The 22,125-nt window shown below is 53.0% G+C and carries 19 protein-coding genes; 1 reads left to right on the top strand and 18 read right to left on the bottom strand.

Annotation, left to right across the window (positions count from 1 at the left end; genetic code table 11):
* Positions 1 to 67: 67 nt before the first annotated feature.
* From KJW29_RS30520 to rplM, 8 genes are all read right to left on the bottom strand, one after another.
* Complete coding sequence (locus KJW29_RS30520) at positions 68 to 1,666, bottom strand: response regulator (protein ID WP_214627426.1); 1,599 nt, start codon at positions 1,664 to 1,666, stop codon at positions 68 to 70.
* The gene (locus tag KJW29_RS30515) at positions 1,659 to 3,398 is read right to left on the bottom strand and encodes a cache domain-containing sensor histidine kinase (RefSeq protein WP_214627425.1); all 1,740 of its coding nucleotides are present in this window, start codon (positions 3,396 to 3,398) and stop codon (positions 1,659 to 1,661) included. The genes KJW29_RS30520 and KJW29_RS30515 overlap by 8 nt, the downstream gene beginning before the upstream one ends.
* A 568-nt stretch (positions 3,399 to 3,966) precedes the next feature.
* Positions 3,967 to 8,283 (bottom strand): polysaccharide lyase family 8 super-sandwich domain-containing protein, encoded by a 4,317-nt coding sequence (locus tag KJW29_RS30510; protein ID WP_246608445.1) that lies wholly within the window; start codon positions 8,281 to 8,283, stop codon positions 3,967 to 3,969.
* Positions 8,280 to 12,206 (bottom strand): polysaccharide lyase family 8 super-sandwich domain-containing protein, encoded by a 3,927-nt coding sequence (locus KJW29_RS30505; RefSeq protein ID WP_214627423.1) that lies wholly within the window; start codon positions 12,204 to 12,206, stop codon positions 8,280 to 8,282. The genes KJW29_RS30510 and KJW29_RS30505 overlap by 4 nt, the downstream gene beginning before the upstream one ends.
* A 236-nt stretch (positions 12,207 to 12,442) precedes the next feature.
* The gene (gene sat, locus KJW29_RS30500) at positions 12,443 to 13,609 is read right to left on the bottom strand and encodes a sulfate adenylyltransferase (protein WP_214627422.1); all 1,167 of its coding nucleotides are present in this window, start codon (positions 13,607 to 13,609) and stop codon (positions 12,443 to 12,445) included.
* Positions 13,610 to 13,677: 68 nt separating this feature from the next.
* Positions 13,678 to 14,373, bottom strand: coding sequence for a phosphoadenylyl-sulfate reductase (locus tag KJW29_RS30495; RefSeq protein ID WP_214627421.1), 696 nt, complete (start codon positions 14,371 to 14,373; stop codon positions 13,678 to 13,680).
* Positions 14,374 to 14,559: 186 nt separating this feature from the next.
* Positions 14,560 to 14,952 carry a 30S ribosomal protein S9 gene (gene rpsI / locus KJW29_RS30490; RefSeq protein WP_087570336.1) on the bottom strand — a complete coding sequence of 131 codons (393 nt, stop codon included), beginning with the start codon at positions 14,950 to 14,952 and terminating at the stop codon, positions 14,560 to 14,562.
* A gap of 20 nt (positions 14,953 to 14,972) precedes the next feature.
* Positions 14,973 to 15,410, bottom strand: coding sequence for a 50S ribosomal protein L13 (gene rplM, locus KJW29_RS30485; RefSeq protein ID WP_087570335.1), 438 nt, complete (start codon positions 15,408 to 15,410; stop codon positions 14,973 to 14,975).
* A gap of 369 nt (positions 15,411 to 15,779) precedes the next feature.
* Here rplM and KJW29_RS30480 point away from each other — a divergent pair, with 369 nt between their 5' ends.
* Positions 15,780 to 16,748, top strand: coding sequence for a DUF4097 family beta strand repeat-containing protein (locus KJW29_RS30480; RefSeq protein ID WP_214627420.1), 969 nt, complete (start codon positions 15,780 to 15,782; stop codon positions 16,746 to 16,748).
* Between the two features lie 104 nt (positions 16,749 to 16,852).
* On the opposite strand, the gene truA is transcribed toward KJW29_RS30480, so the two are convergent.
* From truA to KJW29_RS30430, 10 genes are all read right to left on the bottom strand, one after another.
* Positions 16,853 to 17,653 carry a tRNA pseudouridine(38-40) synthase TruA gene (gene truA / locus KJW29_RS30475; protein WP_214627419.1) on the bottom strand — a complete coding sequence of 267 codons (801 nt, stop codon included), beginning with the start codon at positions 17,651 to 17,653 and terminating at the stop codon, positions 16,853 to 16,855.
* Positions 17,654 to 17,733: 80 nt separating this feature from the next.
* Entirely contained in the window at positions 17,734 to 18,099 is a 366-nt protein-coding gene (rplQ, locus tag KJW29_RS30470) for a 50S ribosomal protein L17 (protein WP_087570332.1), read from the bottom strand.
* 52 nt (positions 18,100 to 18,151) lie between these two features.
* A complete protein-coding gene (locus KJW29_RS30465; protein WP_087570331.1) occupies positions 18,152 to 19,096 on the bottom strand; it encodes a DNA-directed RNA polymerase subunit alpha in 945 nt (314 codons plus the stop codon).
* A gap of 126 nt (positions 19,097 to 19,222) precedes the next feature.
* The gene (rpsK, locus tag KJW29_RS30460) at positions 19,223 to 19,618 is read right to left on the bottom strand and encodes a 30S ribosomal protein S11 (protein WP_028609630.1); all 396 of its coding nucleotides are present in this window, start codon (positions 19,616 to 19,618) and stop codon (positions 19,223 to 19,225) included.
* Positions 19,619 to 19,637: 19 nt separating this feature from the next.
* Positions 19,638 to 20,006 (bottom strand): 30S ribosomal protein S13, encoded by a 369-nt coding sequence (rpsM, locus tag KJW29_RS30455; RefSeq protein ID WP_187103427.1) that lies wholly within the window; start codon positions 20,004 to 20,006, stop codon positions 19,638 to 19,640.
* 19 nt (positions 20,007 to 20,025) lie between these two features.
* Complete coding sequence (rpmJ, locus tag KJW29_RS30450; RefSeq protein ID WP_003333770.1) at positions 20,026 to 20,139, bottom strand: 50S ribosomal protein L36; 114 nt, start codon at positions 20,137 to 20,139, stop codon at positions 20,026 to 20,028.
* Between the two features lie 46 nt (positions 20,140 to 20,185).
* A complete protein-coding gene (infA, locus tag KJW29_RS30445; protein WP_015847200.1) occupies positions 20,186 to 20,401 on the bottom strand; it encodes a translation initiation factor IF-1 in 216 nt (71 codons plus the stop codon).
* Positions 20,402 to 20,403: 2 nt separating this feature from the next.
* Positions 20,404 to 20,685, bottom strand: a complete 282-nt coding sequence (locus KJW29_RS30440) for a KOW domain-containing RNA-binding protein (protein WP_087570329.1) — start codon at positions 20,683 to 20,685, stop codon at positions 20,404 to 20,406.
* A 1-nt stretch (position 20,686) separates the two neighbouring features.
* Entirely contained in the window at positions 20,687 to 21,451 is a 765-nt protein-coding gene (gene map / locus KJW29_RS30435; protein WP_214627418.1) for a type I methionyl aminopeptidase, read from the bottom strand.
* Positions 21,451 to 22,101 carry an adenylate kinase gene (locus KJW29_RS30430; RefSeq protein ID WP_214627417.1) on the bottom strand — a complete coding sequence of 217 codons (651 nt, stop codon included), beginning with the start codon at positions 22,099 to 22,101 and terminating at the stop codon, positions 21,451 to 21,453. The genes map and KJW29_RS30430 overlap by 1 nt, the downstream gene beginning before the upstream one ends.
* Positions 22,102 to 22,125: the final 24 nt, after the last annotated feature.

Raw genomic sequence — 22,125 nt, 5'->3', positions numbered from 1 at the left:
GGCTTTCGAATGAAACGTGGAAAAAGCCGCTCGGCGAACGATCGCAGAGCGGCTTTAACCTTTAATACTACTTGGCGTTTTTGCCCGGCGCGGCGTGTTTCAGCTTGTATTCGCTCGGAGAAATGCCAATATACTTTTTGAAAACTTTCGAGAAGTAAGTACGCTCCGAATATCCGAGGCCGATCGCCAACGATTCCAGCGTCTGGTCGGATGACTTCAACATTTTGGCGGCGATTTTCATTTTGTACTGATGGACATAGTCGGTAAAATTAACGCCCGTCAGCCGCTTGAAGTAGCGGGAGAAATAGCTGGGATTCAAATAAAGATACCTCGCGATGTCGATCGACGTGATGTTTTCCGACAAATGCCGGTCAATAAACTGCTGGATCACCTGCAGCTTCGGCTCCTGAACCGCCTTCTCCGACCCGTGCTTCGGGGTTCCCGAAATTTCGACCAGCTTTCTGACGGTCAGGGCCGAAGCGTCCGCAATCGTCCGGGTCAATGACAAATAATCGTACAACGATTCATCCCGCATGCTTTCCGCAAACATCATCTCCATCCTGCGCAGCAAGTAAACGACGTCCCGTATAAATTGATCCGGCTCGGTGCGTTGCTGTCTGGCGGCCTCTCCCATCTGCCGAACGATGTCGGACAGAGCATTCGCATCCTGAACAAGCAGCGCCCGCTCCAGTCCCGGCTTGAAATGCTCCAGGAAACGCGGCGGCGCCTGCAGAAACATATGCTGAAGCAGCCCTCCCAGATCGGGCGCAACCAGATCATCGCCTTCGTAGAACTCGAATTTGCCATGCAGCAGCTGCTGGTACACCGACCCGATCCCCCGCAGCTCCAGCTTGTCGGTCATGGACATGATGCTAAGCCGTAGCTTCAACACACGCTCGCATTGGAGCCGCAGCTCCTGCACGAACTTGCTTAATTGAAGCTCTGCATTTCTGGCCAGATTAACACGAAAATTATGCAGGACGACCAAATGATCGCCAAGCAGGAACACCGTCACTCCCTCGTGAGGTTCGGCCAGTTCCTGCGCGATGTTGTAGACCGCATATAATACAAGCGACAAATCGCCATGATCATAATGCTCGTCGAAGGTGATATAGTTCACGTGCACGATACTGAACATAAACCACGGGTAGGACCAGGATACGCCCAATTGAGCCGCTTGCTCGCGTGTTGCGTCCGACTCGAGTCCGTGAAGCACGCGCTGGAACAGACCGTGTTTGTACAGCTCGGTGCTGTACCCGGTCACCTCTGGCTCCAAGCGGGTCGCCTTGGCTTTGAGCAATCGCAGCGCCTTGCGCAAACTTTGCTTCAACTGCTCGGCCGTCAGTTGATCCTTGAGCAGATAATCGTCGGCGTTCAGCTTGACTGCCTGCTGCGCATAATGAAAATCTTCATGACAGGTCAAGAAGATCAGCCGGACATCCGGCTTAAGCTCCGCGAACGCGGCAGCAAGCTCCAAGCCGTTCTTCTGCGGCAAACCGATATCGGTAATGACGATATCCGGCATCGTCTCCTTGAACAGATGCAGCGCCTTGGCGCTCGAATAGGTCGCTCCGACGACGCGTAATTGCATATCCTCCCAAGGCAGCATCTGCTGCAGCAGCTTCAGCATGGGCACATCATCGTCGATCAACAGCACTTTATGCATTCTGTCCACCCCTCTCCTGTCCTGACAAGCTGCGATCTATCATCGGTTGATTCAGCGTCAGAACGACCGTTACGCCTCCTTGCTCATTACGGCGCATCTCCATCGTAGTGCTTGGCCCGAATGTCAGGCGGAGACGCTGAAGCACATTAACAAGCCCAACGCGCTCATAAGCGGAATGCTCCTGCTCGTCATCGCTGGCGAGCCGGACATTTAGCCGCTCCAGCTCCTGATCCTCCATGCCGGAGCCGTTATCCTCGATCGCGATGACGACGCGGCCCGCCTGGCGGCTTCCTTGTACCCGGATAATCGGTTCGGGCTCATCCGTCAGCCCGTGCACGATCGCGTTCTCAACCAGCGGCTGAAGCGCCAGCTTCGGAACGATCAAGCGTTCCAGCCCGTCCTCCAGCTCCACAATCAATTGGAGCGGAATTTCATTGCGTATTTTCATAATGTCGATATAATGGCCCAGCAGTTTGCATTCTTCCTGCAGCATTGCCGGCTCGTTCACTTTCAGATAGGCCCGCAGCAGGCTCATCAACGAATCGATCGTGCCGCTGTGCAGCATATCTTTCTTCAGGATGAGACTGCATTTGATCGAATTAAGCGTATTGATGAGAAAGTGGGGCCGGATCTGCATAAATAGCGCCTCCAGCTCCATGACCCGCTTCCGCTCCTGCTCGTTCTCGATATCGGAAATCAAACTTTTGATCTGATCCAGCATCGTATTCAGCGTATGGCCAAGCTCGGCGATATCGTCTTGCCCTTTGACCTCGAGCCGCGCATCCAGATTGCCGCCGCCGAATTGGCGCACAACGCGCTGAAGCTTTTGAATCGGGTTATGCAGTCGTCTTGCAACAAACATGGAAAAGACGGAGAAGATGATGAAGGAGAGGATGACTATGCCGAAGCCGACGTAGAAGGTTTGCGACATCCGGCCGAAAATTTCTTGCTCCGCGGCTTCGTACACAAGCGTCCAGTTTGTTTTCCCCAGCGTCACCTCGGATCGAAATTCGATCTCCGCATTCGGCGATCCGTCCGGTTCAATCCTCTCGCTTCCGGCGATTCTGACACCGGCCGCATCGAACAACGCCGTTTCGCCAAACTCGACATTTTGCAGCACTTTTTCAAAGTAAGGCTGCGCCAGTGAGATCAACAGCACCGACAACTCTCGGTTCTCCTCCCGGTCGTATATGACGCGGGCGATAAAATAACTGCCTTTGCCCGGCGTCGCCCCGTCGGCCATGCCAAGCCATTGCAGCGTTTCCGGCAGCTTCATGTTTACCTTCTCCATCAGCCCCGGCAGATTTTTTTTGATAAGCGTCAAGTCCGTTGCCGAGTTCGACGCAATCATAAAGTCGGCGCGATTGATCAGATACATACTAATATAATTGTTCAGCGGTTTGGATGAAATAAGCGACAGTCCGTCCCCGATCCAGACAAAGCTGCTGTAATCCTCGTGGGAGCCCAATCTGGCCGTATCCGCAAAATCCTTCAAATAGTTATGGAAGTTGCTGTCGTTGACCATGAAATGCGAAGAAAAACTAATATCGTCAATCGTTTTTTCGATCTCCGCGGCCATAACGTTCAGCAAATTGTCATTGCTCATCTGCAGCTTATCTACCATGTTTTGCCGAATGACAATAAAGGAAACAATCGACATCGTCACGATAGGCAGCCCGATCAACAATAGAAAAGACAGCTGAATTCTGCGGTAGTAAGTACTTCTAAACAAGCCGATCGCCTCTTTTCCCTTTAAGAGGTTGTTCAAAAAGTCCGCTTCCCATCACGAAGTATCCCAAGTAGCGTACTCGACATCGAATCTTGAATTCAGGCGAAACTAAGCGAATGCTTACGAAGTATGTTTCCTCCGGAAACATTGCAGGTGCTCACGTAGCTTCCACTACGCTCCGCTCCTCAGTTTCTGCCTTCTTTCAATCTTCTCGGTGCTGAAAACCGGACTTTTTGAACTCTCACTTTAGGAGGTTGTTCAAAAAGTCCGCTTTCGATCAAACTTTTTGAACTCTCACTCTATGCAAAAATTATACCAATGAAGCCGAGGACCGGCTATTCATATAACTCTGGCAACTTTAGGATAAGCAGAGCGGGGGGTGTTGGCAGGCGAAATTTTTGGTTGATACGTGCACTATTTTTACCTTTTCCCCATCGTTCCCGTTTTTGGTGATCGCGAGGTGCGATTGGATCAATGTAGTCAAAATGAAAGACCCCCAATCCCAAAATGAAATGGGATTGAGGACCTCCTCGTTTAGCTAATTCGCTGATTCATCGTTTCGCCGTTTCATCTATTCCCGATTCAAAGCGCGCAGAAGGACTGTTACCGCCTCGGCTCTGGTTGCTCCTGCATTCGGCGCGAAGCGATTGCCTCCTTTACCTTGGAACAGTCCGTTCTCGAATACGGCGGCAACGCTGTCACGCCCCCATGCCGGTATGTCGCCGGCATCGGCAAACACATGCTCCGTCTGCTTGCTGCGTGTCAACTCCAGCACTCTCGCGATCATGACCGCCATCTCCAGGCGGGTAATCGGACGGTTCGCGCGGAATGTGTTATCCTCGTATCCGGCGATAAATCCATTGCGTACGCCGATGGCAATCGCATCGCGCGCCCACTCCGGCATCTGCTCCGTGTCCGCAAAGGTCAGTGTATTCGCTCCGGAAAGTCCGAGCGCCCTGACCACCAATGCGGCGAACTCCGCTCTGGTCATCGCTTTGTCCGGACGGAACGTACCGTCAGGATAACCATTTAACCAATTCAGCTTAGCTGCCTCCTTGATTACGCTCTCCGACCAATGTCCTTGCACATCCGACCATTCGCGCGGCTCATCCGTACCCGGTTCGTCTGTGCCCGGCTCTTCCGTACCCGGTTCGTCCGTACCCGGTTCGCTTGTTCCTGGTTCGCCTGTTCCCGGTTCGCTTGTACCCGGTTCACTTGTACCTGGTCCACCCGTTCCAGGTTCCCCGGTGCCAGGTTCGCCCGTGCCCGGTTCCTCCGTCTGCGCCTTGACGGTGACGGCAATCGAAGTCGGACGCAGCGTCAGCTCCTTGCCGGTGCGGTCCGCTGCTTGCGCTTCGACAATCTTAAGTCTTGTCGTTGCCGTTTCTTCTACCGATGCTGCTTTGAACACAAGCTTGACCAAATTTTCATTGCCGACAAGCGGCTGGCCAAGCCCGGCCACGATGACGCCGAGACGGCCCGGTTCATTGGCCAGACCGGCCACAATGATGTGCCCTTGAGCGGCTTCGGCAGAATCGAAAATCAACATTTCCGAATCATAATCCACTACGAATTCGCTTGCGTACAAATGATTCAAACCCGTGTTAATGCGATACATCATTTCTATCGATTCGCCGGCGATCGCTTGCTCCGGTCCGACAAGCTCCGCGGTCGGAGTAAAGATCGTAACGGCAAGCTGTTTTGTTTGCTCCACATTGCCCGCCTTGTCGGTGGAGCGGTATTCTACCTTATAGCTGCCGTCGCCTAGCAGCACGATCCGGCCCGACTCCACCGTCATCCAGCCTCCGCCATTGATGCGGTACTGCGTGCGCCATACGCCCCAACCGCCCTCATTGTCCTGGGCTTCAACCAGCAGCGTGACCGGCTGACCGTCGAGACCGGCCGATGCCGCATCCGCTTCGAAACGAACGGTCGTGGCCGGCGCCGTCTCATCCTTCATCAACAGTTCCAGATACGAACGGTAAGTGCCGCCTTCATTCTCGCGGCTTCGTATTTCCGAACTCTTGTCGCCATTGAATTGGCGCAGCATAACCGTCGCCGTTTCATTGGACAGCAGCTCCTGATTTATAAATGACGTCACATCGAAGCTTCTCCACTCATTAGTCGCATTGAAGGTCACGTCATCCATGCGAGCGCCTTCGGCCGGCCTATTGTTATAATTCAGGCCGGTTTCCGCCCAGCTGTCATCCTCCACGGCATAAGCGCCTATGTTCGCAGTGCCTCCCGCGCTGTCGTTCACTCTGCCGTAGACATAAAGATAAGCGCGTTCGACTTCGGAACTCAGCGTGGAAAGATCGTATTTCAGATACGTTCTGCGGTCATATAGACCCGTACCGTTACGAATGTTCAAGTAACCTGTATTTCCATAATTGACAGCGGCATTGGCTCCGCCATTGACATAAGCATCCGCGGTCACATCCACTCGGATCACCGCTTCCGGATCCGGGGAAACGCCCTCCTCGACAGGCAAGCCGGTATCGGCGTCCGGGTCCACCTTCAGCTTGATCGTATGGCTGGCGCCTTTCGTACCCGCGGTCGCCACCTCCAGCAGCACGGACGGCGAAGAGCGCAAGACCGTAACCGTCGAATCGGCCTCAAGCTGTTCCAGCGCGACTGCCGCCAACTCTACTCTCACTTTGGCTTGTGCTTGCGTCGGGTCGGAGACCACAACCGTCCATTCGTCTCCTGCTTCCTTCACCATCACGGAAGCGGGCTGATAGGCGCGTACTTGCTCCGTTTCCCCGGCCCGCCAGAAGTTGATGCCCGTAACGCCGAGCTTCGTCTCCTGTACCGCCTGTATAGCGGCGGTATTGCTCAAGATGCGAATATCCGGATTTTCGCTGTACATGTTCGTATCTCCGGTATTTTTGCCCGGAAGCAGCACATAAGCATACTCCGCAGCCGTCGCTTTCGCGCCGTGCTCGACAGCCAGGCTCAAATAATTGCGCGTGAGCGGGGTCGCCGGCCCCGAAGGATTGATCGAGCTCCACGCTTCGCTTCGCGTCTCGCGCAGCGCGCTAACATCCGAGCCCCCTGGGAAATAGTAGCCGACATCCGCCCCCGGCAACGTACCCGCAATATGCGCCCATTTTACTTGACTTAGCTTCTCCGACCAGTCGGACTGTGCCGGCATCATCTCGCCGTCGACAGTCAGCGCATTCTCGTCCGCCGATGCAATCATCCGATTCTCGACGATCGTTTCGACCTGTTTCCCGTCCGTTCTTGGCGTTCCGGTCGTCAGGTCGGCGCCAAGCGCCACAATTTCATCATCGAACATAAACCACGACTTCTTGCCTCTCAGATCGCTGCCGGGCGGAGACAAATCCATGCCTGCCGCGCCGTACGCCTTGTCCAGCGACGAACCGCCGACCCAAGTAGAGCTTGTCGTCCTGGTTGCGGTGCGCTGCTTGCCGTCCGAAGTGACACCCGCAAGCCGCAGCGGATCTATCGTCGGCCAGAAGCCGTCCCGATAATAACCGGCATCCTGATTGTACAGATACGTCATGCCGTCGCCTGTATACCAGCCCTTCGTATGTTCGCCGTTCGTGCTGCCTTCGTAGTTGGCAATGCGTGTAGAAGACATGCTGATGCCGAACGTAAACGCCTCGCGCGAATGGACGATACGATCCATAGCCGTGAGCGCATAGTTGCGGGCCAATCCGCCGCGACGTTCAATCGAATCGTCGTTCAGCAATTTTTTCAGCGCCACGATGTCGCGAATCGGCACGCCTTCATACGGATTTGCAACAGACTGATCCGCAAGGAGCCATTCCTTTACCATCTCCTTGTAGCGCTGTGCTTCTTCTTCCGGCGCGAACTGAGACAACCGCAGAATCGTCCAAACCGCGCCTCTTGTATTATTGTTATAGCGTGAAACCGCCCTGCCGCTAACCATCTCCATAATATGCCCGTTATAGATGACCGGCTCGAACGAGTCGGTCACCCAATTCCACACATTCTCAAAACCCGGACTGTCGACCGGCCAGTCGGAATCGGCCAGAAGAGTCAGCAGCTTGCCCATATTGCCGAGCAGCACGCTTCCGTAGCTTCCCGTGTACGCGATATTGTTGTGCTGAATGAACGAACCGTCCTTATAAAAGCCATCTCCGCCGCTCACATAAGGGAACACCGAATCGAGCGCGTCGCGCGACTGCGCGATTTTGGCCTCGTTGCTCCCCAGAATGCCGCGCAGCACGACAGCCAGCGCTTTGTCCATCAGATTGGCTCCCGTCTCCGTCAATCCGGGCGCGCCGATCAATCTTTTGTCCGGATTAGGCACAAAACGGTCGATCGTGCTCGTATAAGCCGTAATCTGCTCTTCGCTCAAATCGTCGTACATCAGCGTGACGATATCGGCAAGCGCAAGCGGCGCTCCGATCTCCCAATCCCACCAGTTGTTGTATGAAGCTCTGGTTACGTTGTAGCGATTCTGATACATCCAATCGATGCCCGCGAGGATATCATCCCGCAGCCCGGTATCCTTATGCAACTTCGTTCCAGGCGTCGCAAACGCAATCGCCATATCCTTTAATCGATTGTAGGAATTGGTGATATGGCTCGAATTGGTTGTGCTGTTGTAGTCCGCCCACAAGGATGAACGACCTTCTTGTTTGTTCATCGTATCCCACGCCCCGGTGCCGGACTCATTGGTCACCTTAGCCGCGTTCGCCTGAGCGGCACGTTTAATATCTTCATCCTGCAGATCAATATCTGTACCGCCAGTCAGGAAATCGAACCATTTCAGACGCAGCTCGCCAAGCTTTTCCGTCTGCTGCGCGGCAGCGGCAGGAGTCGGCTGCAGCAGCGTAAACACCAATGACAATATCGTCGTAATAATTAGACCCGTTCGCAGTTTGCCCGATTTCACTTGTCCCCAGCTCCCCTTTCGGATGGATTTCCACTCAGCAATCGCGAACCGTACCATTGCAAGTCGGCATCGTCGATTATCCCGTTGGCGTTCCGGTCCGCAGCCTTGACGCCATCCCATCCGAGACTGTTCTTGCTTAACCCGTAATGGGCCGAAGCAATCGACAGGTCGCCAAGCGTCAGCTCGCCATCGCCGTTCAGATCGCCTTCGGCGGCTGCGAACGTAATCAGCAAATACGATTTGTACAACCCGGCTTGATTCTCCTTGCCGCGAATTTCCACCGTATAGTCGTTTGTCCCCTGCAAGACCAGACTGACGGTTCCGTCGCCCGCCAGTTGTTCGCGCACAAAGCTCGTTACATCGAGCTCCCGCCAGTCATCCGGTCCGTCAATAAGGGCCCGGTCGAGCGCTCCCCCGACAGCCGGCATCGTATTCCAGGTAAGCTCCTGTTCTTTCCAGTCATCGGAAGCGGCGCCGTGAACGGTAATTTCCGTTTCCGTGGAACGTGAATCATTGGTTTTCCCGTAAACGATCAGTTTGGCTGATTGAATCGGGCCGTCAAGATGGCTAATATCATACTTCAGCCAAGTTTGACGCAAGTAGTCTCCTACGCCTTTCTTGACATTCAGATAACCAACCGATCCAAAGTTCTGCGCCGCTTTGCCGCCGGCATTGGTATACGTATCTTCCGACACATATACAATCTCCTGCTTGCCAACTTCCGGTTCGTCAGTACCGATATCCGGAGTTTGCGAAGCGTCATAACGGAAGCTTACGGTCCGCGTGCCTCCAAGCGCTCCCGCCGTATCCACCTCAAGCTTCAGGAACGGTTCCGTCTGGGTCACCCGGATGCCGGAGTCCGCCTCCAGTTGTTCCAGCACGGCCTTGCCTACATCGAGCACCAGCTTGTCCTGCTTCTGGGTCGGGTCGGAGACGGCGATGGTCAGCTTCTCTCCGTCCTCCTTCACGATGACGGATGCCGGCTGGTAACTGCGAACGAAGTCGGCTGTATCCGATGTCCAGAAGTTGAACGCGGTCAGTCCGAGTCCGCTCTCGCGCACCGCATGCACATTGGAGCTGTCGCTAATGATTTCAATATCCGGATGCCCGCTGTAGCTCTCCGTTTGTTCCGCTGCAAAGCCAGGCAACAGCACGTACGAGTAAGACTCGTTGCGCGGCGCCGTGCCATGATCGAAAGCAAGGCTGGCGTAATGGCGCGTGATCGGCTCCGTCGAACCGCTGTCGTTCACATTTCGCCACGAGCCGGTTCTTGCCTCGCGTATGCCCTTAATATCGGCCGTACCGGGGAAGTAGTACCCGATATCGGAGCCTGGAGTATTGCCTTCCAGATGCGCCCAGCTAATGCCGGACAATTGCGCTTGCCAGCCTGCTTCCGTCGACATGGCCTCGCCATCCGCAATCAGCTTGTTGCTGCCTTGTTCATTTAACTGGCGGTTTTCCACAATCGTTTCGACTTTGCGGGAATCGGTATTTGTAATGCCCGAGCCGACCGCCACGATTTCATCGTCGAACATGAACCAGGATTTTTTGCCCTGCAGCTTGCTGCCGGTGCTTTGCCCCAAGGAGAAATCCATGCCGGCAACTCCGTACAGCTCATCGATGGATGCGCCGCCGACCCAGTCTTTGCCGTTCATGTAGGCTCCCCATGCGGCGGGGGCAATCGCATAACCGTCCGTCGTCGTTCCGGGCAGTCGGAACATGTCCACGGTCGGCCAATAATCGTTGCTGTATTGTCTGATGTCGCTGTTATATAGCGTGGTCATTCCGATCCCGGTATACCAGCCCGTCTTGTTCTCTCCGTTCCCGAATTCAAAGGCGGAGATACGATCGGAGAACATGCTGACCGAGAAGCCAAAGCCCGGACGCAGATGCATGATACGATCCATCGCGGAGAATTGTTGATGTTTAATCAATTCGCCGCGAGGCGCTACGCCCGGATCGTTCACGATCGCTTTCAGAGCAGCAACGTCGTACAGCCCCACTCCCTCGTAATAATTGTCGAAGCTGGTATCCTTCGTCACCCATTCCTTGATCGCGCTTTTCATCTGGCTCGCGTAAGGCTCCGGCGCAAACTGGGCCAGACGGGCAAACGTCCGGATAACTCCCCGTCCCGCCAGATGATCCGAATCCTGCTGACGCGCAATGCTTCTGCCTTTGACATTGTCCATAATGGCCCCGTCGTAAATTAACGTCTCGAAGCTGTCTTCCAGCCAATTGTATACGCGGGAAAGACGGGGATCATCAATAGGCCAAGGCGAATCGTCAAGCAAATACAGCAGATCGGTTACGCGTCCGACAAGCACGCTGCCATAAGCGCCGGAATAAGCGACATTGTAATGCTGAATCAACGAGCCGTCCGCATAGATGCCGTCGCCGCTAGTCGCATATTCGAATTCATCCGGCAGAACGCCTCCGCCCAGCGCAATCTTGTCGCCGCGCTCTCCGACAATGCCGCGCAATACAACAACAAGAGCTTTATCGAGCAGATTGGCGCCAACCTCGATGACATTGGCGTTTTGCACCCTTTTCTTTGGATCGGGCACAAATTTGTCGATCACTTTCATATAACGCTCCCGCTGCTCTGCGGTCAGCACGTCGTACATGAGCACGTTCAAATCCATCAGGGCTTGCGGCGTGCCAATTTCCCAATCATACCAATTGCCAACGATTGTTTTGTTTTCGTTATACTGATGGGTGTGCATCCATTCCATCGCCCGTACGATATCAGCCGCCAGCTCCGCATTGTTATAATATAGCGAACCCGGGGTTGCATAGGAGACAGCCATCTCCCTGATCGTCGAATAAGCTCGGCTCATAACCGCGGAATCGGCATTATTGCCGCGAATGCCGCCATCCCACAAATATTCTGCATCGGGAGCCGTATTCAGCAAATCCCAACTTCCGGTTCCGTCTTCATTGGAAACCTTCTCTACCAGCGCAGTCAGGAATGCATTGGCATCGGAATCATCCGGCGGAAGAAGCGTTACGCCCGTCAGCTTGTCCAACCATCTTTGCCTAAGCTCGCTGTATGCGGCGACTGTTTCCGTAGACTCGACCGTTATTGCAGCTTGGGCGCGAAGCAATCCGTCAGCTCCGGTTGCCGTAATAACAGCGCTTCCATTCGCGATTGCCGTAACGGATCCATTCTGAACAGCCGCTACGCTTTCATTGGACGATTGCCATTGCAGCGGTACAGAGTCTCCTTCTGGCGTAAATATCGGCGTCAAGAGCTGGGTGTCTCCGACATTTAAAGCCGTCGCTTCAGGCTGCAGCTTCAAGTCCGTCGGTCCATCCCATGCTTCCAGCCGCAGTTCGTCGAACCATACTTTCCCCAAACCGGTTTCGAAAAACGGTTCTACGACGAGGTATCTGGCCTCTGCAGGCACGGTTACCAATACCTCGAGCTTTGTCCAGTCATTCGTACCGCGCATCCGTTCCGTCGACGCACCATCGCTTACCTTCTCGTGAGTCGTGCTTCCGTCAACGCCGTTTAACGTTTTGTAATATTGCGTACGGATGAATGCACCTAGAGCGGACGTGACTTCCTCCGTCTTGATCCATGCGCTCAATCGGTAACGCTGGCCGCTCTCGACACGGGCGTTTGTCGTCAACGCCGTACGACTTGGCGCGCCGTGCACGATCTGCGCGGCGTATTGCCCCGAATAACGGACCTGATCGGTAACCGATATGTCGGCATTACCGCTGGCCCGCCATAAAGTCCAATCTTCCGGACGTTGCCCTCCGTTCCAGGTCGCCGCTCCAGTTGCGGTTACAAGCTCGAATCCGCCGTTGGAGAACAGGTTCTCGCCATCCTCGCTAGCGGAGCCCGGCATCGCTCCGAACAGACCTGTCAGCATACAGAGCACCAGCAGCATAGAAAGCTTTCTCGTTGCAGTTCTCAAGGTAATCCTCCCTCCAAATGATGAATATTCCGAAACTTACCTATCCATCATAGAAGAGCGGGTATCCCTGCGACGGGTCAAATTTTGACCCTATGCGTGTATTTTTTTGATTCAATCATGGGTACGAACGACAAAACGCCCGCCTTCCGAAGAAAGCGGACGTTGCCATGTGCGATATTCCTTGAAGAATGAGTTATACATGCAACTGACAGGCGGTAATATACGAACGTTTTCCTTTAGCCTACAGGCTGCTCCGACATGCCTTCGATCAGAATCTTCGCCACTTCAGGACGAGAGAACTCTGGCGGCGGGCAGACGCCATCGCGAAGCAGCGCGCGCACCTTCGTGCCGGACAACGTCAGATGCTGCTCCTTGTCGTGCGGGCAAGTTTTCGTTGTAGCCATATTGCCGCAAGCCTTGCAGAAGAAGCTGTGCTCGAAGTACAACGGCGTAATGCCGAGATCTTCGGCAGGAATCGTCTTCAGCAGCTCTTGCGCCTCGTATGTGCCATAGTAGTCGCCTACACCGGCGTGATCGCGGCCGACGATAAAGTGCGTGCAGCCATAGTTCTTGCGGACGATCGCATGGAAGATCGCCTCGCGTGGTCCCGCATATCGCATCGCGGCAGGGAATACGCCGAGGAACACGCGATCCTTCGGATAGTAGTTCTCCAGAAGCGCCAGATAGCTCTTCATTCGTACGTTGGCAGGCACGTCATCCGACTTGGTCTCGCCGACAAGCGGATTCAGGAAAAGCGCATCTACGATCTCCATAGCCGTTTTCTGGATGTACTCATGAGCGCGGTGAACCGGGTTGCGCGTCTGGAAGCCGACAACCGTCTTCCAGCCCTTTTCCGCGAACAAACGGCGTGTCTCCGACGGATCGTAATAGAACTCCTGGAACTTCTCCGGTTGCGGACGGTTCAATACCGTAATGGAGCCGCCTACGTAAATATTGGAACGCTCAAACAGCTTCTGAACGCCTGGGTGAGCGAGGTCGTCCGTTTTGAAGATGTTGACCGCTTCTATGTTCTGATCGACCGTATAAACGCTCTCTACATCGATAACGCCATAAGTGATGCCATCTTCGCCAACGAGCGCGGCGCGTTCGCCAGTCTTTAACTCGGCAGCCTTCGCTTCACTTACAGACAGCGTGATCGGAATACTCCATACCGTTCCGTTCGACAGGCGCATTTGGCTGACAACGGCATGGTAATCGGCTTCACCCAGGAAACCTGTAAGCGGGGAAAATGCGCCTACTCCGATCAGGTCCAGGTCAGAGATCGTCCATGTGTTAATGATGATGGTATTAAGATTTGCGGCTTCTGCCAGAAGCGCTTCACGTTGTTCGCCGGCTGCGATTCGATTGACTAATTCGCCGCCATGGGGAGCAATTTGACTCATGATGGGATAATGCCTCCTATAATGGAAGTTCAAATGGAAGTTCAAAATGTACGCTTTTCTATATTTTCTTACTTATGCAAACCGCACTCCGTCTTCTCTTGCCCCGACCAGCGTCCTGCGCGCGGGTCTTCGCCAGGCATAACTTGACGCGTGCAATACTCGCAGCCAATGCTAGGATAATAATTATCGTGAAGCGGATTGTATACAACGTTATTCTCGCGGATGTAATTCCATACATCGTCAGACGTCCAATGTGCAATCGGATTAAACTTTACGAGTCCGAACTTCACGTCATATTCGATCTTCTTCGCGTTAGCGCGGGTTGGAGCCTGATCACGCCTGATTCCAGTGATCCACGCTTCGTATTTGGACAGAATCTTCGTCAGCGGCTGTACCTTGCGAATGTCACAGCACTTGTTGGCGTCGCTCTTCCACAGTTGTTCCCCGAACTGCTCTGCTTGCTCTTCAGGAGTAAGCTCCGGTTTCACTTCCACGAATGGAATGCCAGGATAAGCTTCCGCGATTCGGTCGCGCGTCTCGTACGTTTCCTTGAAGTGGAAGTCCGTATCCAAGTAGAAGATGTCTGTCTTCGGGCTAATCTTCTGAAGCATATCAACCAGCACGACGTCCTCCGCACCGAAACTGCACGCGAACGTAATATTCGGGAAAGTCTCGACGGCGAATCGGATAATGTCTTCCGGCGATGCATTCTCGAGTTCTACAGCCTTCTGCGCAATAAGCGCTTCTTTCTCAAACAAATTCATTGGTCGTTACCTCCGTCTTTAATTCCAAGTAAATTGGTCTGTATTATCGATTATAGTACTTTCAAGCCAAATGTTCAATCCTTCTTTCCACCAATATGAGAAAAAGTTTTCGAAGTGACAGCTTCGCGCTTGTCTGGGCAAAAAAAATACCATCTTTGCATGTAGCAAAGATGGTATTTCGTCATATTAACGTTTCGAGAACTGTGGAGCGCGACGAGCCGCTTTAAGACCGTATTTTTTACGTTCTTTCATGCGCGGATCGCGAGTCAGGAAGCCTGCGCGCTTAAGGGATGGACGGAACTCAGGGTCTGCTTTGAGCAGAGCGCGGGAGATACCGTGACGGATTGCGCCAGCTTGACCGGACATGCCGCCGCCGTTAGCGATAACCAATACATCGTACTTGGACAATGTGTCAGTCAGGTTAAGCGGTTGTTTAACGATCAGCTTCAGCGTTTCCAGACCGAAATATTCGTTTAAATCGCGTTTATTAACAATGATTCGTCCTTCACCCGGCACGAGACGTACACGTGCAACAGAGTGTTTACGACGACCTGTTCCATAGTATTGCACTTGAGCCATGAAACTTGTCCTCCTCTTTATTAGCCGCGAAGCTCGTAGACTTCAGGGTTTTGGGCTTGATGTGGGTGTTCCGCACCTGCGTAGACTTTCAGCTTAAGTTTCATTTTGTTGCCCAGACGGTTCTTAGGCAACATGCCGTGCACAGCCAGCTCCATCATGCGCTCTGGCTTGTTCTTCAACATCTCGTGTGCAGGAGTGACTTTCAAGCCACCTGTGTACATGGAGTGACGGTAGTAGTTTTTGTCAGCCATTTTGTTGCCTGTCAGAACGATTTTCGAAGCGTTGATGATAACAACGAAATCGCCAGTGTCGATGTGAGGCGTAAATTGCGGTTTGTGTTTGCCGCGGATCAGGCTTGCAGCTTCGCTAGCCAGACGTCCGAGCGTTTTGCCTTCCGCATCGATGACGAACCATTTACGTTCGACTTCATTCGGCTTAGCCATATAGGTGGTACGCATGGATGATCCTCCTTAATTCTCTTACATTAATCGTTTTTATAAAGGTTGTTCACTCTTACTTTAGAACAACGTTGCCGTTGGTTTGTTATTCATGGTTGGAACTTGCATTTGGATGGCCATTCTTAGTCGGGGCTGTGGGAGAGCCACTAAGAAAGCACAAGTTATATTCTACTATAAATAATAGGGAAGTGCAAGCCGTATTTGCAATTCTCTTTGCTTCACGTTCTCTCCCCATGCTGGACCTAAGGCCAGTCTTCGGGTAAGCCAGCAGACTGTTTCTTCTTGGTATCTCCATTGTTACAATAAGAACATCGGAATCGTCACGGAGCGATGCGGCGAATCCAAGCCAATATGCAAGGAGCGTTTATAATGAAACCAAACAAAGCACTCGGTACGCTGCTCGTACTCCTCGGAGCGATCGCGCTTGTCTACCTGTTCTTCAATCAAGGAAATACCTCGTTTGGAAGCCTGTTCTCCGGGTTTACCAAACCCGTCCATGACGAGCGAACATTCTCTTCTAACGAATTATCGAACATCGCCATCGACTCCGGCAGCCTGGATGTAAATATCGTCCGAGGCCATTCAGACGAAGTTATAGTAACCTTAGAAGGACGCGCTACGAAACGTGTTGCCAATGATTTGCTGCTCAAGGCAGACCAAGACGGCGATACGCTGAATCTGTCGTTGCAATCAGATCGTGGCTTCCGGTTCGGATTCCATTGGTCCAATGTTAAGCTGACCGTCGAACTGCCGGAGAAGTCCTGGGGCACGTTAACCGCCAAGCTAAACAGCGGCGACATCGAGCTTGGCTCCTCCGACTTCGAAACCGTCGAGCTCCGAACGAATTCCGGCGACATCGAGGTTCAATCGATATCAGCTTCCGCTGAGCTTGAATTAAAAGCAATTAGCGGCGACATCAAGCTAAAGGATATTACTGCGCAGTCTATAAAACTTGATACCGCCAGCGGCGATGTGGAGCTGGAACGTTACGAAGCGGAAACACTCAAATTCAATGTCGGCAGCGGCGATGTTTCCTTAGAGGATGGATCTGGCGCGCTCCAGGGCCTGACGGGATCCGGCGACATTACATTGGACGCCTCGACGATCAACCACGATGTCGACCTGAAGGCAGGAAGCGGCGATATCCTTATCTCGCTTGATCACGAGCCGGAGTCGCTTGCCGTGCAATTCCGAACCAGCTCCGGCGACGCCATCGTCCGCATGAACGGATTCAACGAGCAGGGCAAGAACGGAGAACGGGAAGTGAACGGCGCTTTCGGCAGCGGCGAGCATAAGCTTACCGTACGCACCGGCTCCGGCGATATTATTTTGAGATAATCCGATCCGACCTATAGGGACAGCCTCCCCCTCGAGGCTGTCCCTTCTTCATGCCGGCAAATGACTTCCAATCTTGCCGGTACGACTCCGTCAAAGACCAGCCCCTACTCATCATCCTCGTCTCGAATATCACTTTCATGATCATCCAGAGGTTCTGGCGCGCTCCACCCGCCGTACTCTACGTCTACCAGCGTTAATCCGTGCGCCATCGCCGTAGGTCCGGCAAGCGAACGAGACTTGCCTTCCAGAATTCGTCCCATATCGACCGGCTTCAGCTTGCCTTGCCCCACCCACAGCAGCGTTCCCATAATGACGCGCACCATATTGTATAAGAACCCGTTACCCGTAATGTACATATGAAGCGCACCTTCCTCCATTTGGAAGCTAGCTTCATAAATCGTACGAATATGGTGAGGTTTGGTGGAGTGAATCGATGTATACGATGTAAAGTCATGTCTGCCTACCAGGTAAGCCAGCCCTTCCTCCATCGCGGCAATATTCAACTTTGTCGGATGATGAAACCTATAGGGTCTCATAAATACGTTAGGAAACTTATTTAAGTCGATCGAGTAACGGTACGTCTTCCGTTTGGCGGAACGACGAGAATGGAATTCAAGCGGGACGTCCCACGCCTCCAGAATAACGATGTCCTTCGGCAACCTCGTATTCAGCGCGATCGCCCAGCGCTCCGTTGGAATCGTCGAAGCCGTATGAAAGTTGAAAACCTGGCCCATGGCGTGAACGCCGGCATCCGTCCGTCCGGAACCGATTATGACAATCTCTTCGCCCGTAAGGTGGCGAATCGCTTTCTCGATTTCGTGTTGAACGGTTCTTCCGTATGGCTGCGACTGGAATCCGTTAAATCCGCTTCCGTCATAACTAACTTTCACGCCGATGTTGCGCATGCCTCTCCTCCCCGTTCTTCGCCTGCCGCTGAAATTAAAAAAAGGTGGCCTCAAGGGTCCACCCTTTCTTTCAACAGCTCTTACGCGCGGTCAACCAGCTCAAGGTAAACCATAGGCGCGGAGTCACCGCGACGCGGTCCAAGCTTCAGGATACGCGTGTATCCGCCTGCGCGCTCCGAATAACGAGTTGCCAGTTCGGAGAACAGCTTTTGAATTGCGTCTTGTTCGCCGTCAACAGTCTCGCGACGTACGAATGCAGCAACTTGACGACGAGCGTGCAGATCACCTTTTTTCGCTTTCGTGATCAGCTTCTCAGCGATAGAACGAACCTCTTTCGCTTTGGCTTCAGTCGTTTGGATGCGCTCATACAGGAACAAATCCGTTACGAGATCGCGGAACAATGCTTTCCGCGCGCTTGCGTCACGGCCCAATTTTTGATATGCCATTTTGTTTTCCCCTCCCTTGCTTTGTGTTTAACATTGCTGTCTGATTACAAGACTACTCTTCCATGCGCAGGCCAAGACCCAGCTCTTCCAGCTTCTCTTGAACTTCTTCCAAGGATTTGCGGCCCAGGTTACGAACCTTCATCATATCCTCTTCGGATTTCGTGATCAGCTCTTGAACGGTGTTGATGCCGGCACGCTTCAAGCAGTTATATGATCGTACGGACAGATCCAGTTCTTCGATCGTCATCTCCAGAACCTTCTCTTTTTTGTCCTCTTCCTTCTCAACCATGATTTCGGCATCTTTGGCTTCATCCGTTAATCCAACGAACAAGTCCAAGTGCTCGGTCAAAATCTTAGCGCCGAGGCTTACAGCCTCTTCAGGGCGAATACTGCCGTCCGTCCAAACTTCAAGCGTCAGCTTGTCATAGTTGGTGACTTGGCCGACGCGTGTGTTCTCTACGCTGTAATTAACCCGAGTAATGGGCGTGTATATCGAATCGACAGGGATGACGCCAATCGGTTGATCGTCGCTCTTGTTCCGGTCCGCTTGCACGTAACCGCGTCCCCGATTAGCAAAAATCCGCATATGGAGCCGCGCTCCGGAGGCCAAGGTCGCAATGTGAAGATCAGGGCTTAAAATTTCGACATCGCTATCAGCTCGAATGTCGCCCGCTGTTACGTTCCCTTCGCCTTCCGCGTCGATCTCCAACACTTTCTCCTCGTCGGAGTGGATCTTCAGCGAGAGGCCTTTCAGGTTCAGAATGATTTCCGTTACGTCTTCAATCACTCCGGGAACCGTAGAAAACTCATGCAGCACGCCGTCGATTTGAACCGACGTCACCGCCGCGCCAGGCAAAGACGACAATAAAATTCGGCGAAGCGAATTTCCAAGCGTCGTGCCGTATCCGCGTTCCAGCGGCTCGACCACGAAACGTCCGTAAGTGCCCTCGTTATTCAGCTCTACGGTTTCGATTTTCGGCTTTTCGATCTCAATCACAAATAGTACCCTCCTTCAAACGTCGCTCCGTTACCTTGTCGTTATTTATGTCAAATCTCGTAGTATGCCAAACCTTCACAACCATTATTCACAAGTTGCAGTCATTTGATACCACAGTGGATCTAACTATACGCGACGACGTTTCGGTGGACGGCATCCGTTATGCGGAACTGGGGTTACATCCTTAATGAGGTTAACTTCCAATCCAGCAGCCTGCAGCGAACGAATCGCCGCCTCGCGGCCAGCGCCAGGTCCTTTAACCATAACTTCGACAGTTCTCATGCCATGCTCCATAGCCGCTTTCGCTGCGGATTCGGCAGCCATCTGTGCTGCGAACGGCGTGCTTTTACGGGAACCTTTGAAACCAAGGTTGCCGGAGCTTGCCCAAGAGATTGCATTACCATGCGGGTCTGTGATCGTAACGATCGTGTTGTTGAACGTCGAACGAATGTGAGCCACGCCAGTGTCAATGTTTTTCCGATCGCGACGTTTTGTGCGAACGACTTTTTTTGGTTTAGCCATTGTCCATTATCCTCCTTTCTTATTTCTTCTTGTTCGCTACAGTACGACGTGGACCTTTGCGCGTACGCGCGTTTGTTTTCGTACGTTGACCGCGAACAGGAAGTCCGCGACGGTGACGAAGACCACGGTAGCAGCCGATCTCAGTTAGACGCTTGATGTTAAGCGAAATTTCGCGACGCAGGTCGCCTTCCACTTTAACACTCTTGTCGATGGCTTCGCGCAGACGAGCCAGCTCATCCTCAGTCAGATCGCGAACGCGAGTGTCTGGGTTAACTTCCGTGGAAGCCAGGATTTTTTGCGAAGTCGTTTTGCCGATACCGAAAATATACGTCAGGGCGATTTCAACGCGCTTGTCGCGCGGAATATCTACACCAGCTATACGTGCCATGGGCTATATTTCCCTCCTTTTATCCTTGTTTTTGTTTGTGTTTCGGATTTTCACAAATCACCATAACGTTGCCTTTGCGACGAATGACTTTGCATTTCTCGCAAATCGGCTTAACCGAAGGTCTAACCTTCATTGTGATTACCTCCCGAATCTTTCGAAAAGCTTGCCGCTAACCGCGGTTACTTCCGATAGGTGATGCGCCCTCTTGATAAATCGTAAGGCGATAACTGTATAACCACTTTGTCTCCGGTCAGAATGCGGATGAAGTGCATTCTAAGTTTGCCGGATACATGTGCGAGAATTTGATGACCGTTCTCCAGCTCCACCTTGAACATCGCATTCGGCAACGGCTCGATAACCGTACCTTCGACCTCAATGACGTCTTCCTTCGCCACCGTCATTCTCCTTTCGCATGCGCGTACTTCTGAATTGCGTAACGTAATTTGGCATTCGTCACTCTGCCTGTTTCTTGCAAGCTGCTTATTACCTCATGACTAAAGGCAGGCTGTAACATCAGATGCAGAACGTTCTTTTTCTTGGGCTGGTCGAACCTTCGCTTGTCGCCGTCCGCAATCATGACGAACTTGTCGTCGATAATGGCAATGACCACGGCATAGCTGTCTTCGTCCTTGCCTCGAAGTACTTTGACGAACTGACCAATCCGGGGATGAGCGTCCACCTTACACCTCGGACTGCTGCGGCAGAATGGTCAATATTTCAAAGCCGTCCTCTGTAACGGCAACCGTGTGCTCGAAGTGAGCGCACCAGGAACCGTCTTGCGTTACGACTGTCCAATCGTCCTCGAGCGTTCGTACATATCGTTCTCCGATATTAACCATCGGCTCGATGGCAAGCACCATACCCGGCTTCAGCCGCGGCCCCCTGTCCGGTATACCATAGTTCGGTATTTGCGGTTCTTCATGCAGTTCCGCGCCGATTCCGTGCCCTACGTATTCCCGTACTACCGAGAAACCTGCTGCTTCAATAACCTTCTGGATGGCGTGCGATATCGTATAGAGCCTGACATCTGGCTTAACGAGCGCAAGTCCCGCGTATAGCGATTCTTCCGTCACGTCGAGCAGTCTCTGAACTTCCGGCGTCACGCTCCCGACCGCATAGGTCCAAGCGGAATCGCCATGATAGCCTTCGTACTGCGCTCCGATGTCGATGCTTATTATATCGCCCTCGTTCAACTTGCGTGATCCAGGGAATCCGTGCACCAACTCGTCATTTACAGAAGCGCAAATGCTGGAAGGAAACCCATTGTAACCTTTAAAGGAAGGAACGGCATTCTGACTTCGAATGTACTGTTCGGCAATGCGGTCAAGCTCACCTGTGGTGATGCCCGGCTTTACTGCTGCTGCCATCAACCGATGCGTTTCCGCAACGATCCGTCCGGCTTCCCTCATTAATCGCAGCTCCGATTCGGATTTGCAAATAATCATTACAACGTACCTTTCAGGCAGGAAACGATATCGCTTGTAACATCGTCGATATCCTTCTCGCCGTCGACTTCGCGCAGCAGACCTTTACCGCTGTAGTAATCAAGAAGCAGAGACGTCTTGGACGTATATTCGTCCAGGCGCGTGCCCATCTTCTCTTCCGTATCATCGGAACGTTGATACAGCTCTCCGCCGTCCTTGTCGCAGATGCCTTCGACCTTAGGCGGGTTGAATAGTACATGGTAAGTCGATCCGCAAGACTTGCAGATGCGTCTGCCCGTCAAGCGAGCAAGCAGCAATCCGCGGTCAACCTTCAGGTTCACGACATGATCGACGCTCCGGCCAAGCTCCGTCAGCATGACATCAAGCGCTTCGGCTTGCTGCAGCGTACGGGGAAAGCCATCCAGAAGGAAACCCTTCTCGCAATCGTCCAGAGCAAGACGCTCCTTCACGATGCCATTTGTTATTTCGTCCGGAACAAGTAGACCTTGATCGACATATTCCTTCGCTTTCAGACCTAGCGGCGTGCCTTGTTTCATCGCAAGACGAAAAGCGTCGCCAGTCGAAATGTGGGGAATGCCGAACTCTTCTACGATCCGCTCTGCTTGCGTACCCTTGCCGGCTCCCGGAGGGCCCATGAATAAAATGTTCATTACCGTGTTCCTCGCTTTAAACGC

The organism is Paenibacillus agaridevorans (genome assembly GCF_018604145.1).
Classification (GTDB): domain Bacteria; phylum Bacillota; class Bacilli; order Paenibacillales; family Paenibacillaceae; genus Pristimantibacillus; species Pristimantibacillus agaridevorans.
This window is presented reverse-complemented; position numbering and strand designations above follow the sequence as displayed.

Bases quoted from the DNA above. Each gene is read 5' to 3' on its own strand.
- KJW29_RS30520 (WP_214627426.1), bottom strand. From the start codon at position 1,666: ATGCATAAAGTGCTGTTGATCGACGATGATGTGCCCATGCTGAAGCTG.
- truA (WP_214627419.1), bottom strand. From the start codon at position 17,653: ATGCGCAACATCGGCGTGAAAGTTAGTTATGACGGAAGCGGATTTAAC.
- sat (WP_214627422.1), bottom strand. From the start codon at position 13,609: ATGAGTCAAATTGCTCCCCATGGCGGCGAATTAGTCAATCGAATCGCA.
- map (WP_214627418.1), bottom strand. From the start codon at position 21,451: ATGATTATTTGCAAATCCGAATCGGAGCTGCGATTAATGAGGGAAGCC.
- rpsK (WP_028609630.1), bottom strand. From the start codon at position 19,618: ATGGCTAAACCAAAAAAAGTCGTTCGCACAAAACGTCGCGATCGGAAA.
- rplQ (WP_087570332.1), bottom strand. From the start codon at position 18,099: ATGGCATATCAAAAATTGGGCCGTGACGCAAGCGCGCGGAAAGCATTG.
- KJW29_RS30495 (WP_214627421.1), bottom strand. From the start codon at position 14,373: ATGAATTTGTTTGAGAAAGAAGCGCTTATTGCGCAGAAGGCTGTAGAA.
- rpsM (WP_187103427.1), bottom strand. From the start codon at position 20,006: ATGGCACGTATAGCTGGTGTAGATATTCCGCGCGACAAGCGCGTTGAA.
- rplM (WP_087570335.1), bottom strand. From the start codon at position 15,410: ATGCGTACCACCTATATGGCTAAGCCGAATGAAGTCGAACGTAAATGG.
- rpsI (WP_087570336.1), bottom strand. From the start codon at position 14,952: ATGGCTCAAGTGCAATACTATGGAACAGGTCGTCGTAAACACTCTGTT.
- KJW29_RS30430 (WP_214627417.1), bottom strand. From the start codon at position 22,101: ATGAACATTTTATTCATGGGCCCTCCGGGAGCCGGCAAGGGTACGCAA.
- KJW29_RS30480 (WP_214627420.1), top strand. From the start codon at position 15,780: ATGAAACCAAACAAAGCACTCGGTACGCTGCTCGTACTCCTCGGAGCG.
- rpmJ (WP_003333770.1), bottom strand. From the start codon at position 20,139: ATGAAGGTTAGACCTTCGGTTAAGCCGATTTGCGAGAAATGCAAAGTC.